This is a genomic window from Agrobacterium sp. CG674 (genome assembly GCF_053521645.1).
Genome location: NZ_JBNWDZ010000020.1, coordinates 1 through 14,295 on the forward strand (window position 1 = coordinate 1; position 14,295 = coordinate 14,295).

The 14,295-nt window shown below is 54.1% G+C and carries 11 protein-coding genes and 1 pseudogene; 11 read left to right on the forward strand and 1 reads right to left on the reverse strand.

The features are described 5' to 3' along the window. The first annotated feature begins 129 nt into the window (after positions 1–129). The 3 genes from ACQZ51_RS23385 (at position 130) to ACQZ51_RS23395 (ending at position 2,605) form a co-directional block, all read left to right on the forward strand. A complete protein-coding gene (locus tag ACQZ51_RS23385; protein ID WP_448780934.1) occupies positions 130–393 on the forward strand; it encodes a polymorphic toxin type 15 domain-containing protein in 264 nt (87 codons plus the stop codon). A gap of 10 nt (positions 394–403) precedes the next feature. Next, positions 404–1,084: a GAD-like domain-containing protein gene (locus tag ACQZ51_RS23390; RefSeq protein WP_448780935.1), complete on the forward strand. Its 681-nt coding sequence runs from the start codon at positions 404–406 to the stop codon at positions 1,082–1,084. A gap of 87 nt (positions 1,085–1,171) precedes the next feature. After that, positions 1,172–2,605, forward strand: coding sequence for a hypothetical protein (locus ACQZ51_RS23395; protein ID WP_448780936.1), 1,434 nt, complete (start codon positions 1,172–1,174; stop codon positions 2,603–2,605). A gap of 46 nt (positions 2,606–2,651) precedes the next feature. Here the strand turns inward: ACQZ51_RS23395 and ACQZ51_RS23400 are convergent, their stop codons facing one another. Further along, positions 2,652–3,602, reverse strand: coding sequence for a hypothetical protein (locus ACQZ51_RS23400; protein ID WP_448780938.1), 951 nt, complete (start codon positions 3,600–3,602; stop codon positions 2,652–2,654). Between the two features lie 198 nt (positions 3,603–3,800). Here ACQZ51_RS23400 and tssI point away from each other — a divergent pair. The 8 genes and pseudogenes from tssI (at position 3,801) to ACQZ51_RS23440 (ending at position 13,666) form a co-directional block, all read left to right on the forward strand. Further along, positions 3,801–6,068, forward strand: a pseudogene (tssI, locus tag ACQZ51_RS23405) (type VI secretion system tip protein TssI/VgrG). 47 nt (positions 6,069–6,115) lie between these two features. Further along, entirely contained in the window at positions 6,116–7,201 is a 1,086-nt protein-coding gene (locus ACQZ51_RS23410; RefSeq protein ID WP_448780939.1) for a DUF2169 family type VI secretion system accessory protein, read from the forward strand. Continuing rightward, complete coding sequence (locus ACQZ51_RS23415; protein WP_448780941.1) at positions 7,198–8,643, forward strand: DUF4150 domain-containing protein; 1,446 nt, start codon at positions 7,198–7,200, stop codon at positions 8,641–8,643. Before ACQZ51_RS23410 ends, ACQZ51_RS23415 begins: the two co-directional genes overlap by 4 nt. Next, a complete protein-coding gene (locus ACQZ51_RS23420) occupies positions 8,640–9,218 on the forward strand; it encodes a hypothetical protein (RefSeq protein ID WP_448780943.1) in 579 nt (192 codons plus the stop codon). The genes ACQZ51_RS23415 and ACQZ51_RS23420 overlap by 4 nt, the downstream gene beginning before the upstream one ends. Positions 9,219–9,320: 102 nt before the next feature. Next, positions 9,321–10,460 carry a hypothetical protein gene (locus ACQZ51_RS23425; RefSeq protein WP_448780945.1) on the forward strand — a complete coding sequence of 380 codons (1,140 nt, stop codon included), beginning with the start codon at positions 9,321–9,323 and terminating at the stop codon, positions 10,458–10,460. 45 nt (positions 10,461–10,505) lie between these two features. Then, a complete protein-coding gene (locus ACQZ51_RS23430; RefSeq protein ID WP_448780947.1) occupies positions 10,506–11,663 on the forward strand; it encodes a hypothetical protein in 1,158 nt (385 codons plus the stop codon). Between the two features lie 134 nt (positions 11,664–11,797). After that, a complete protein-coding gene (locus ACQZ51_RS23435) occupies positions 11,798–12,880 on the forward strand; it encodes a hypothetical protein (RefSeq protein WP_448780949.1) in 1,083 nt (360 codons plus the stop codon). 183 nt (positions 12,881–13,063) lie between these two features. After that, positions 13,064–13,666: a hypothetical protein gene (locus ACQZ51_RS23440; RefSeq protein ID WP_448780950.1), complete on the forward strand. Its 603-nt coding sequence runs from the start codon at positions 13,064–13,066 to the stop codon at positions 13,664–13,666. Positions 13,667–14,295: the final 629 nt, after the last annotated feature.

Genomic DNA, 14,295 nt, shown 5'->3' on the forward strand with positions numbered 1-14,295 from the left:
AGCTAGGCGCAGACATAGAAGCTCACAGTTTGTGAATCGTCTATCTGCAATACAGCCGTACGATCTAACTACGCCAGATGGGGTCAGCTTCCCGCTTACTTTCAAAACCGTGCACGCCGAGATTATGAGATGAGACATGGACCGGGGTCCTCCTCAGGACTAGCAGCCTTGCATCGTGTCGATATGGTCGCAGGCGGCGACTATTTCGATATTGCTGGGATGGGTGACACGAACATCAATTCTTCTATGGGAGCGTCGTGGAACGGGCGCCGTGTGGAGCGCCTGAAAGCGCACGCCAGAGAGCAGCAAGCCAACAGTTGCCCTTCAGTCATGGTACGACTAAGTTCTGATCCAAACTGTGTGGAAGACCTAGTTGACGGCAGTATAAGTTAAGGAAAATTCGATGGCTATTAGGCCTTATCTCGAAGTAGTTCAAAAACACGGTTCACCGGCTAGCGACAGAGTTCCGCCATCCGAAGTAGAGATGTACCGTGGAAAACTCCCAGACGGACTACTGGATTTCTGGGCTACATACGGTCGCGGGGTATGGCCAAATGGTCGCGCTCAGCTCTGTGATCCTGGACTTTTCAGAAACGTTATCGATGAGATATTTGCCGGCGATCCAGATTTTCCACCCAACTCTCTTCACGTATACGCAATGGATGCGTTCGGAAACTTGCAGCTTATTGACGGCTCAATGAGGAGTATGTCAATTGACGTGAATTTCCGCTTTTTCACCGTCGGGGCATTTGCTGATGGCCCTCCGGATGCAGATTTAGATTTTTACATCGCGCGCTCCATGTTGGTGATGTTCGGCGACGTGCCTGAGTGGACCGACGATGATGGCAGCGATATGTTTCCGGCGGCGGTAGCAAGATTGGGAAACGTTTCGGAAGGCCAGATGTATGGATTGTTTCCAGCCTTGGCTGCTGGCGGAGATAATGTCGTGGAAAATTTCAAGAAAGTCTCCGCGCCAGAATATCATTCTTCGGTCAATCAGATAGACCCTCTTAAATACTATGACTGGGGCTTTGATGGTTCAGAAGGTCCAAGGGTAATAAGGCTCATAGGACAACAGTCTTAAAATTCGTAGGCCGGCTGTGTCATGTTATGGTCGTGGCATTTACTCCTTGACTGGGAAAACACCAACGTATCGCCAGAAGAGCAACTAATGGTTATACCGGTCAAATTCGTCGTTGCCTGTGCTGCGGCGGACGACATTTTCGTAATCGCGACGATACCAGACGAACTCCCTGTAGATGCAGAGTTCACTCGTATCTACTACTTATGCCCTGACACCGAATCAGTGTGGCATTATCGAGACTGGCCAAATGAACAGGTCGTATCGGTGTGTTTGCGTCGTGCTCGAGTTGGCGTGAAGCGCGCAGCGTGCGCTTTGACCGGAGAAGGAGATATCGAGATAGCCAACTCCTCCGGACAAACTTATGAAAAAATTACAGGTGCAGGCCTCAACGGGGAACGTGCCTTGGGCGCAGTCACGCGAATTCAAGAAATTGGTTCAACTCTTTTCGTCTGCGGTAGTTTTGGGCAAGTGTACCGGCGCGACGAAAGCGGGTGGACACCCATCGATAGTGATTTAGTCAAACTAGGCGAGAGCGATTTCAGCTCGTCATTTTCCGATTCCGCTTCAATTTCCGACAGCATGCTGCGTCAATTGACTCAATCATTGCAAAAGACACCCAATTTCAACGACATTGGAGGCCTTACTGAAAAGGATGTCTACGTGTGTGGAAATGGAGGAAATCTCTTTCATTTCGACGGGTTAACGTGGACAAAGATTGAAACTGGTACCAGCTCCATTCTTACATCTTTGCACTGCGTTTCCTCAGATGAAATACTGGTTGTAGGAAAAGACGGCGTCGTTCTGTCTGGCAACGTGCGATCTGGATTCCGTAACCTCGGAGAGTTTTTTCCTGGCAGTTACATCTGGTCGGTTCGCAAATTCAACGAAAAAATATATCTCGGCACCTTACAAGGTCTATATGTGTTGGAAGGCTCAAGAATACGATTGCTAAGCAACGAAAAAATAGATGGCAAAGCTCAGATCATCAGCCTCGATAATGTATCTGACAACTATCTTTGGATAGCAACCGATCGTCACGCTTTCCGCTACGATAGTGAGGTCTTTACGCTCTATCAACATGGGGACAAGAATTCCACCGACTCCAAGGCTCTCAGGCAATTTGCGGAGAACGCCAGAAAGAAGGGAGAGCCGACCGTCGCGCATGCTGCCGAATTACGGCTTTACGAAATCCTTCCTTCCGAAGAGCCCGGTTCATTCGAACACGATGTTTGGCGAAGCATTCATGCACTGGAAGGCGTCCTCACGAACGAACGCGGAAAAACGACGCGGCTTGGACGAACACGTCAGAAGATTGCCCGGGTTGGGGAACTCGGGACGGTGACAGACCTGATAGTGGGGACAAAGAAGCCATCTGAAGGCTTTACGATGCTTATGGATCGCCGGATGCCCGAGCTTACTTTTGAAGCTGTCGCTCTCCGCCATCCGGACAAATTCGACCAAGACGCTTTCGATGTCGCCAGTCAAAGACTACAGGCCGCCAGTTCTACACAAACTCGCTGAACTTACAGAGTACATAGTGGCCTCGCGTCCTAGAATACCAGTGCTATTAGTTAGACGGCAGGTTATTTGCTTCCACCATTACGAGCACGTTGCATCCTTCCCGGACATGAAACCCGTCTTCAGCTAGCAACGCATTGCCATGCGCGTCCATGAACCACTTCGCGGTGTCGCGATCGTAGAACTCCGTAATGGCGGCTTCGACTTTCGCTTTCGCCTCGGTTAGAACGTCGCGCTTTTCCAGCCTTCGTGTGTTGATCTGCACGAGCTTGCGTTTGGCTGGCTTGCCCGCATCGGAAACGAACACCGAGAGCCTGCTACCGTGATAATATTTAACCCGGACCCGTAACCGCTTCGGACGGGCTTTATCGAAGTCATCGTTGATCGCCTGGATGCGGGCTTCGATCTCGTCATCCTTGAGATGGGTTTCGGGCATCACGTCGCTGACGGGGATGAGATCATCGGCAAAATGCTCCTGCGCCACCTCGGCTGCGTGATGGGCATAGGCAAGATGCGTCACGGGCAGAGCCGCCAGCCATTTGCGCCGTTGGGCGATAGCCATGGATTTGGCTGCCAGCTCACCGAACTTCGACACGGTAAAGTTCTCGCGCTTCTGGCCGTCATTGGTCATCAGTGTGGCCTGCCAGGCGTCGCCCTCGCGGGTCTCGATCCGGCGTACCCCGGAAATGCCGCTCTGGTTGTTCTTGCGCAGGAGAACGGCCTGCTCGTGATTGGTGGCGGGTGGTATGGCTTCGATGATCGCATCGCGATAGGCGCGCGCCGCCTTGTAGGCAGCTTCATCGCAGCCGTAAACACTGTCCTTGAACAGGCGTACAATTCTGTGGCCGCGTCGTCTCAGGCTGACCCACCAGCCAGCACCACGACGCTCATTGGCGTCCTCGCGTTTCAGTCCATAATTCTCTGCGTCGTGCTTCGTCCCCGGGCTGTGTGCCTTCCTGCGGCTATTCCCTGCCCCACTGTCCATATCCACGAGCGCCATCACCGTGTCCCCTGACCTCAGCCTCTCCCTCAATTAGTGGGCAGATTAAGGCGAGTTTGGGACTGCGGAACAATTTTATACCGAGAGGGTTGTACAAACGGCCGCATTTCCATCCTTTCGCCACAATGATTGATTGCATTCGGCCCAGATTTTGACAGCTGATTGATATTTTATCCAATCCGATCACCGGGGTTCCCCATGACCGACCAGCCTTCGTCGTCCGAGTTCATCCAAGCCAGCCGTGTTTTGAAGGTCAAGTCGCCGCTTGGCGAGGACCAGCTGCTGCCCGAGCGGATGATCATCAACGAAGGTGTGTCGCAACTCTTCGAAATACAGCTGAATGTCCGCGCCAAGAAGGAAGCGGTCAAGCCGGAAGAGCTGATCGGTCGCTTGGTCGATGTGTCGATTGAGGTGCAACAGGGCGATGGCGAAGATGGCAGCGGCATCCGCCGCCCCTTCAACGGTTTGGTGACCGACCTGCATGAGGGGCCGCCGATCACTCGTGGCCTGCGCTCCTACGCCATGACCATCCGCCCGCAGATGTGGCTGCTATCCCGCCGTTCCGACTGCCGCATCTGGATGGACAAGACATCTATCGATATCGTCGAAACGCTATTTTCCGAACACGGCATTCCAGCGCCGGATACGTCGGGTGTCATTTCACCGCCGCCTGCCCAGGGCTACAGTGTGCAATACAACGAGACCGATTTATCCTATCTTCTCAGACGCTTAGAGGAAGATGGGCTGTTTTACTGGTTCAGCCACGAATAAGGCTCTCACAAGCTGCATGTGGCTGATACCGCCAATGGATGGCTAGGACCATCGCCTTCCGCTCAGGGTGAAGGCAGAGTGAGATTGGCACAGGGCTCCTCAGATCGCAACCACATCAACGACTGGGCTCGCCGCTTTTCTTACGTGTCCGGCCAGCGCGCAGGCGCTGACTGGAATTTTGAGACACCGGGAATGGTGCCGGGAAATATGACACCTTCATTGGTGCAGATGCCCGATGCGACCAAGCGCGAGCTTTACGAGTACCCCGCCCGTATCAAAACGGTGGAAGAGGCAGAGCGTGCCCAGAAGCTGCGCGCGCAATCCATCGAAGCCGACCATGATCGCGTCTTCGGCGGATCGACGTCCCGCATTCTGGAGGCCGGACGTCGCTTTACCCCATACGAGGTTGCCCACCCCGAGCATGAATATGAAGAGCATGTGATCATCAGGGCCAGCCACACCATCGTGGATCGCTCCTATGAGACCAACAGCAACGAACCGGAATACCGCAACACCTTTGAAGCCATTCCCGCCCGCGTACCCCTCACCCCTCACCGCACGACCAAGCGCCCCAAAATCGAAGGCACGCAAGTCGCCATTGTCGCAGGGCCAGAGGGTGAAGAAATCCACCCGGATCAGTACGGCCGCATAAAGCTTTGGTTCCCATGGGACCGCAAGGCCAAGAAGGACGGCACGGATACGTGCTGGGTACGGGTCAGTCAGGCATGGGGTGGCGGCACATGGGGTGCGCAGGTCATTCCGCGTATTGGCATGGAAGTGATGGTTGCTTTTGTCGATGGTGATCCGGACCGACCATTGGTTACGGGTGTTGTCAACAACCCAAAAAATTCGGTGCCCTACGATCTTCCTGCCAACAAGACCCGCATGGTCCTGCGCTCCAATACCCACAAAGGCGATGGCTTCAACGAAATCACCTTCGAGGACGAAGCAGGCAAGGAGAACCAGTTCTTCCATGCCCAGAAGGATCAGACCACCCGTGTGTTGAATGACCGCACCAAGCGCATTGATCGACATGAAGTCGCGTCAGTCGGTGGCAACCGTGCCGTCGAGGTGTCCGGCAACCAGAAGCACGAGATTGGCGGATCGGTAAACACCGTGGTCGGCGGGACAGGCCCGATGGCAATGATGGCCATGGCAGGCGTGCAAGCCCTATCAGGTCACACCGCCGGACTGCTGTCGCAGGCAGCCCAGATTGCAGGCGGTGGGGGGCCTGGTGTGGCAGCCTTCGCCACGACACTCGCTTCTTCGGCCCTCGGCTTCCTCGGCGCTGGCGGCATGTCGTCGCGCGAGGGTGTGGTCTCAGGACCAAGCCCGCGGTCTGACGCAGGAACGGCGCTTGCAGGCTCAGGTACGGGTGTCGGCACCGATGCTTCCGGTCTCTTCCCGCTCCCCGGCATCATGAATACGATCGTCAGCACCTTCAAATCAGATAGCGTGGGTGTCGCGCATGCCGAACAGATCGGTGTCAGCAAGGTCACGAATGTCGGGCAGACCTCGCTCGAAAGCGTGGGCAAGTTCAAGAAGATCGCGGTCGGCGAGGAGTTCGTCATCGAGTGCGGCGATTCCAAGTTCATCATGAAGTCCAACGGCGAGGTCATCATCCTCGGCAAGACGTTCAACTTCGTGGCGACGGATCATTTCCAGCTTCGCGGCAAACCCATCGATCTGAACTGATGAAGAGGCTGGACAGTGGAGCTTGATAATCGACTTCCGTTCCCGCCATGGCCTTTCGTCAGTTCGACACCGAGGGCGAACTGGATTGTGTCGTCTCCGTCCGCGCGACATTCATGCATGTTCAGGACGGCACGCTTGAGATAGTCGAGGAACAGGAAAGCTTCCAATGGGAAGACGCATACGAGGGCGATCCGCATCAAACCGTCCTTTTGCGCCAGAGCGATCTCACTCCTGACAAACCTGCAACGGACATCACGTTTCTCGGACATGCCTGGTCTCCTTCGGGAGAGCCTGAACAGTCCTGGCGAGCCTCGTTGAAGCTGGGACAGGTGTTCAAGGAGATCGACATCTCCGGACCGCGCTTCTGGGAGCCTGTGATCAAGGAGAAGTGGGCCGGGTTTTCCGCGAAGGAGCCAAAACGCGTTATCGCAGACTGGACGCTGACGAAACCCGATCCAGCAAGGAGCGTAAGCGTCTGCTGGCGCAACGCCTATGGAGGCGCGATCCCAGGCACTGGCGATATTGAAACGGAAACACCTGTTGACGTCGAACGCAGGAACCCGCTCGGATGTGGCATCGTCAACCTCGATATGCCATCCGACACCCATCCCGTTCCCGCACCCCAGATCACCGCACCCAATGAACAAATGGACTGGCGGCAACCGCTGGAGCCTCAAGGGATGGGTCTCATATCGCCATGGTGGCGTTCTCGACAGCAACACGCGGGAACCTACGACGACGACTGGGTGGAGAAACGTCATCCTCTCTTGCCGCGCGATTTCGATCGTAGGTTTTGGCATTCCGCACATCCCGACCTGATAGCGGCTCCGTATCTTCGGGGTGATGAAGCATATGAGCTCTCAAATTTGCATCCTCACCACTCGGTCGCCCGAGGCACGCTGCCCGGTCTCACGCTTGGCGTTCATTGCGCTCGCGAGGATCGAGACGACTGGCATGTGCTGGAACTCGATGGTGTCCAGTTCGACTGGCGTAACGATGGGCGGGTCCTGCTGACCTGGCGAGCAAGGTTTCCGTTGCCAGACGCAGGCGAGACGAGCCTCACTTTGACGCGTGTCCGGTTAAAACCGCCGGAACTGGAGACTACCAAGGTCGATGAGGGGGAGATGGCATGAGCATCCCGCGCGACACCTACGTCGGAGAGCCGCTGTATCCTGACCCTTGGACAACGAATAAACCACGTGAGGGCTTGCGCGACATCGACGAGGCCCGGATTGTATCGCTGGCACCGGATGTATGCTGGACCCCGGTCGGGTCCTCGGTGGTGCCCATCCCGTACCCGGTCGTAGATTTCTGCGGTCATGACAAGAACTACACACCGTCGGTCCGCTTCACGCGCAAGAAAGCCATGGTCATGCGCTCCTGCACCACGCACGTGCATGGTGACGCGCCGGGTATCAGAAAGGGCCGAAAGTCCGGCACAGTGGAAAGTATCTGCGAACCCATCGGTCACGCGGATCAGGTTCGCGCCGAAGGTTCGCACGTCATTCGTCACCTCGACCGCTTTTACATGAACAGCAAAAATACCGAAGGGGAAGCGATTTTCGTTCGCAGCACTCAAACTTACGATCCCCCGAAGGACGACGATCCGGTTCCTGGATCACTCAGATGGCAGAACGGTTCCGACGAGGGCCGGGTGATGAGCGATGCTTCACCGGAACCACTGATTATGGGTACCCAGTATGCGCAACTTAACACGGCCACAGTCCCTCAAAGCGGAGGCATTTCCAGAAACGGAACATATGGACGGCCTACCAGTACGGTTGACCCGCGATTGCTAAGAGCGCTTCGTTTTTGGTCGTCCGCCAGAGGCGCTGCCGAAGTTATGGATATGGTTCAGCAAATCGCCGAGGACCGAGCTGTTCAGGCGTCAGGAAGCGCTCTCGGTTTGAACCTGCGTGATCCAACCGACGTTTTGGTCGCAAGAGCGCACGCTTGGTCGAGACACCATATTGATGCCTCGCCTTTCTACTGGGACTTTCCTAATTCGCAAGTCGGTCGAGAAGCCGCAACCAAGGCAATAACCTCCGCGGAGGCCGCCGCTCCCGGGACACTAGGCGAAGCGCTACAAGGAAACCAAGCACAACTAGATAAACTTCGGACAGCTATCAGAAATGCCGTCAATGCGGTAACAGCGGCAGCATCTGTGCGAGTTTCCGGCCAGCCCTGCGCCCGCGAAGCATTAGGGGTTCCGGGTAGTAGATTCAGAGGGGGAGCTCATTTCGCCACCGCACTTCCTCTCCACGACAAGTTAGACAGCCACCATACGCCCGCTGACTCTGGCTCCTATCTACCGACCTGGGCAGGTCCCGCCATCCAAATGCTTCCGGAAGACCATCGAGCCACTCTTTCATATGGGAGAAGGGTGACAAGTCCCTACATTTCGACGCAAGCGCGTTTGATAAATTCTGGTCAGTTTATGAAGGCTATCAGTATGGATATCATCGATATCAAGCGTATCGCTGTTCAACGTGGCGACCCTACACGCTACGATGCTGCAATCGCGCAAATGGTGTTATATGCGGAGTGCTTAAAACAGGAAGGAATTATCAAGTGACCGACAACTCTGCGACGCGGGAAATTTCACTAGGCAAAGGCATCGGCTCGCTAACTTTAGGCGCATCGACGGAAACTATTTCAAAACTGGATGGGTTTGTTGAGCCTGCAGTGATACAGGACGAGTCATCGGCGGTACACGAATATGAGAGTCTTATGCGGTCAATGGGGCCAGGCATGGGTCTCGATCCTGACGAATTTCAAGAAATGATCGCGGCTATGAAGCTCGAGTCGACATCGGAAGTCCGTTGGGTCCCAAGCAGCAAAAACCTTCCTGTTCTTTTTTTCCGCGATAGTAGACTCGTTCGAGTTGTTCTTTCATCTGAATGCCGCCCTGTTCTTGAAGCAAGGGAAATATTCGAGATGCCAGCGAAAGATTTTTATGACCTTGTGATTTCAAGGGCTGATCAAGTGTACAAAAAACGCAATGAACTTGTAATTCCGGCATTTGCGATGCGCTTCACACTTCCCAAAAAGTCAGATTATGAAGATGGAAAGCCCATCGAATTGGTTGTTTTAGAAAATAATAGCGAAGAGGAGTTGGTCGCTGAAGGTTACAGAAAAGTGTCCGCGTAATACTTATGTTGTTTCGATGCCGGCAGTGCGTAAACGCCCTAGATCGTGGCAGCCGCGGAGTTTGACGTGCGGAATCTCAACGATTTACGAAGAGCAACTCCAATGCCGACCTTTACCAGACACCGCATGCACTCAGCGTTTGCATTCACCAGTAATACCTTTTGTGCGGTGTTCAATGGAAACGACAGCGACGATTCTCACTCTTACATCCTCACATATGAGGGGAATCTCAAACAGCCTTGGTCACGGGCGGACGTCCCTCGCAAGATCGACGGGTTGACCGGAAAACTCGATAGCGAAGGTCGTCCCGTCATTTACGCTGTTAGTGACGAAGGGGATGTTTATACGATTTGGCCGGGCAAAGCTTCTCAACACATGAAGATTATCGGTGCTGGTGTGTATTCCGAGGGTGCGACCGGGTTAGGGTACATTAACTCGGCGACCCTCGTTGATGATATGATCTTGGTAGCTGGTTATCATTCCCAACTCTATCGTATCGCCGGAGAAAAGACCGAATGGTTTCATAAGGAGAAGCTGCCTTCAGCCCCTCAGGGCTTCGAATACCTTGCTTTCGGCACGGTACGTGGCACCACCGACACCGATACGTACATGAGTGTTGTCTACTTTCCGGAAAATTCCGCTAGAGGCCTGACGGACGAGGAGAAAAAACGGCGAAGTGAACTGATTAAAGAAGGACGCTACGAAGAGGCGCTTGACTTGGAGGAGTCCACGAAGGAAGGCCAGACACGCGTTAACGAAGGTCGCCTCCATCACTGGGACGGCAATGAATGGCGCGTCGTGGCAACGCCGCGTTCGGGGAAATTTTATTCTGAGCCAGCAGTGCTTTCGGATATTCTGATCGAGAACAAGGATCGAGTTTGGGCAGTCGGAAACAACGGCGTGATTCTCTTCGGCAACGCCCGCGACGGATTTCAGGACATTTCATTTAAGGGGAACGATGAGAACCTGCGTTCGATCACTCAATTCCGTGATCGGATGGTCATTGCCTCGGACTATGCTCTGCACTGGTTCGACGGACACATACTTACCCCACTCAAACCCGTCCTTGACCCGAACATTAACAAGAGCATTCCAACGCCTCTTAAGGTGCAAGCGGTGGGCGACATACTGTACTACTTCGACTCCAAACACGGCATCCAAACGTTCGACGGTAACGATTGGAAGGCAGTGGAAGTACCTCAGGAGCTTCTCGAGCGCGAATTCAAGGGGACGGAGAACTAGAACTGGCTTCTGATGTGAGAAGCGACAGATCGGAGCGCCGACGCTATGGATCACGACGGAGGTATCGAAGATCGTTACGAAGAATGGGACCCCCGGCTCTACCATGCAGCCATGGCGGACAACGACCGTCATTTCGCGGTCTTAGTCGGCGGACCGCGTTGGGATGACCCGTATACGATCATTCTAATGCGGGACACCGTAGGTCAGACGTTCTCACGCTCGGATGTCCGAAGGGAACTACGCGACATCCGCGTTATCCCGTCTTCAGACGAGAATGCCCAACGGTCCTATGTCACGGTCAGCCTTCAAGGCGATATCTATGTGGTCGGGCAAGAAAGCTCTCAACATTTCGTCATTCCAGGCACGCGGGCGGAGTCCGAGGACGGAGCGGAGATAGATTTTCGGTCAATCCTTCCTTTTGACAATCGTTGGTTGGCGGCGGGTAACGAGAATTTTTTGAAGCTCGGAATAAACGGGGTGTGGGAGGACGTTGCTCCGCGTCTGGAAACGGTCTTCCCCTACTCTAAGACCGAATGGTCCATACTTGGTGCGAACAAGCCAGGCGAGATTTACCTTGTTGCAGTTCAACGACCTGACCAGCGGTCCTTCAATCTATATCCAGGGCATCCCCTTTATCGAAAGGATATGCCGGACGACGAACGCTTCGCTTTGATAAAGAAACTGAGGGCGAAAAAGGACTCACATCCACTTCTGACAACCCTCTTCACGGGTAAGCCTGGCAACTGGAAACGCCATGAGCTGCCGCAACGGATTGCCCAATCCCTGCCAGCCTATGCTTGGTTGTCGGGTCTTACCTCCGACGGCAAGGGTAACGATTACGTTGTCGGTTCCGACGGATTGGTTATGATTGGAACGCCTGAAAGTGGCTTCGTGGAAATATCGTCACTGCCGGACCGTGAGAAAAACTACTCTGACGCAGTGCATTTCGCCAATGAGCTTGTCCTCACCGCCGATTCCGAATTGTTCCGCTTCGACGGTCACCTCGCGAAAACCTTCACTCCGAACGTTAAGCTCAAGCTTGGCAGTAATCGAGTTCAGCCGTCCTCGATATTCGCAAGAGAAAACAGGCTGCATATTTTCGACTATGGAAACCGTATTTTCAGTTTCGTTGACGGCGAGTGGAAAGAATACGTCATTCCCGGAGAATTGACAGAGCGTCCATTCAAAGGCGATCTGAAATGATTGGCTAATACACGAGGTTGCTGGTTCTGAATTGATGAAAGACCTTGCTTGTGATTTTCACCGAAAACTGACCCGGCAAGGGATGCGGACGAAAACTTGGACCACCAGATTCCTTAAAATGGCAGGCACCAGAAATGACCGATATCAATGTCGAACCAATTGAGCTTACCAGAGCCTGCGTTCTAAGCGGGAATTCGATCGTCGTTTCTTCAGTGAAGTCTAATGCCGATGTCTACGAGCCAAAGTCCGTCGTGTGGCGTTACTCCGAGGCGGGCGGCGCAACGCGTTGGGAAGCAGGGGAGATGGATGTACACGTTGAGAAAATCATCCCCTCTAACAAGCCGGATGACTGCATTGTGTTGTCTGCCGAGGGTCAAGTGATTGTGGACGTTTTTACAGGCGCTACGGTCGAGCGAATTGTTGGCGCAGGGACCTGGATCGACGGTTCGAAGGGTTACGGTAGACTTCTATCAATCGCATGGGTCGACGACACGCTATTCGCCACCGGAAACGGAGGGCAAATTTATGTCCGTGGTGACAAAGATTGGCAGTTGTTGACGGATACGATCCTTTTTGATCCGGAGGCAGACGCTAGAATAAGCCGAACGGCGCCACCTACGACCGATCCCGGCTTTCTCCAGTGGCTCATGAACTCTCGAAATCAGCAAACGAGAAATATATCGCTGCATGATGTCGCTGGCCAAAACAAAAATTCGGTCTACGCCTGCGGTGTGGACGGCACAAAACCCGTGTTGTTTTTCTGGGACGGTACAGCCTTGCACGAATTGAAAGTGCATCTCGAAGAAACTGCGTTGACGGGCATCTACATCGAGAATGAGGACAGCGTTTGGATATGTGGCCGCGAGGGTGTGTTACTTCATGGAAGCAATGCTCACGGTTTCACGCCAGTCAGTCTTCGTAGTCAGCTTAATCTTTTCCATATGGTTCGGCCTTACCGTGGAAACCTCGTTCTACCATCCAGCGTTCGCCCAGGTGGTCTATTCGAAATAGATAAGGCGTCTTCCGACCTCCGTCGCTTCACCCCCAGAATGCCTGAACTGCACGGCGATTATATCTTTCATTCAGAGGCTTCCAACGATGCGCTTTGGGCGGTCGGCCAGAAAGATATTTTTCGTTTCGATGGAAATGCTTGGGAGCGAAAACAGAACCCGATCTTTGAGTCAGAACCGTCAGATGTGCTCAGACTAAGATTTTGAAGAACTGTACGGCGCATCGGTGACCGATGCTCTGTAGCGAACGGCGCGCCACTTAAGAGACCATTTACTCCGGGGAGGGATTTTGGCGGAGACGATCATCCATCTGAAGATTATGCCGATGTCATCGCCTTCGCGGCCGATTTCTCGGGAGATGACGCCGAAATCATTAAGCAGGTCCAGGAGATGGCCACCAACCCTCCCACTGACATGGAGACAGTCGGATTTTACGGCGCGGAGGATTATTCTGCGCGATATCGGTTGTTTCTCGCCACCGTCAATCTGCTGGACAACGCAGGAAAGCTGCACTCAGTTGAAGACAAGTACACCAGTGAAATTTTCTCGATCTGGCAGGAAGGCGGCGTCATAGACAAGACCACGTTAGGTCCGGTCGCAAATGCCGTTTTCGGCCCTCTGATAGTTGGAGAACAACCTCCGGGACCGAGAAGCGCTTATCATGATCTCGTCTGGTCACAATATGCCCTCGCCACGAAGGAACTGGAGCAGAGCATCCTGGACAGCGGTAAGTTTCTCCTGTCGATCGATGCGACGGACGGCGATACGATGTTTTTCGCGCTCGTGCCTCCCGAGATCGCCGATCGTTGGCGGGACAAGGCGCTAAGCGAGCACGCAGGATATCGCGCCGGAGTACGCTCCCCGATGTGGGATCGTTTTTGGGTAAACTTGACTTACTCTACGCGTGGAATGGTGGCTGGCGACGACCGGAAAGGCCTTCCACCAGGCACTGCGAACGGGACGAAACGATCCCGTTCGCGAAATGAACGCTGAATATTCAGCTGGTCTTCATCCCTAAGTTCCGCAGATTTGTCCGTTCACGCTTTTGCTAAGTCAGGTGCCAGTGGCCGCTATCGAAATCATTTAAATTTTCCAAGAGGTAGTTGACGCCCGAATATTTGTTCCCTAATCGTTCTCCCATGCAAAACATGACCCGCCTCATACGAATACGTTGATCCCCGCCCGCCGCGACACCGCGGCGACGATCAACCGTTTTCCATGAGGTTTCGAAATGGGTATCGCACAGCGCGCGAAGTCGCTTCGCTCGAGCCGTAACACCGCATCTATCAGATCGTTTCCACCCGCGGCTTCCGTCAAATGTGACGGACCTGCGCTCTACAGGTCCCAGACATCTCGCGATGTCGCCTGCATCCTCGATCTCAATCCCTCCGTCACGTCATGGCGTTGCATGCCCCTGTCACTGGAGCTCTTAGGAGATGCGCATGTTCCTGACTTTGTTGTCGTCGACAGCGACGGCTCGCAGGTTCTGATGGATGCGCCGGACAGGCTCCTGCCCTGCGATGTGTCAATCAGCACCGAACATTCACCCCTTTTACTTATCCAATTTTGACCCCCTTTAGGCGATCAGCGCTTGGCCTGCCCGGCGCTGGCCGGGATTGCAG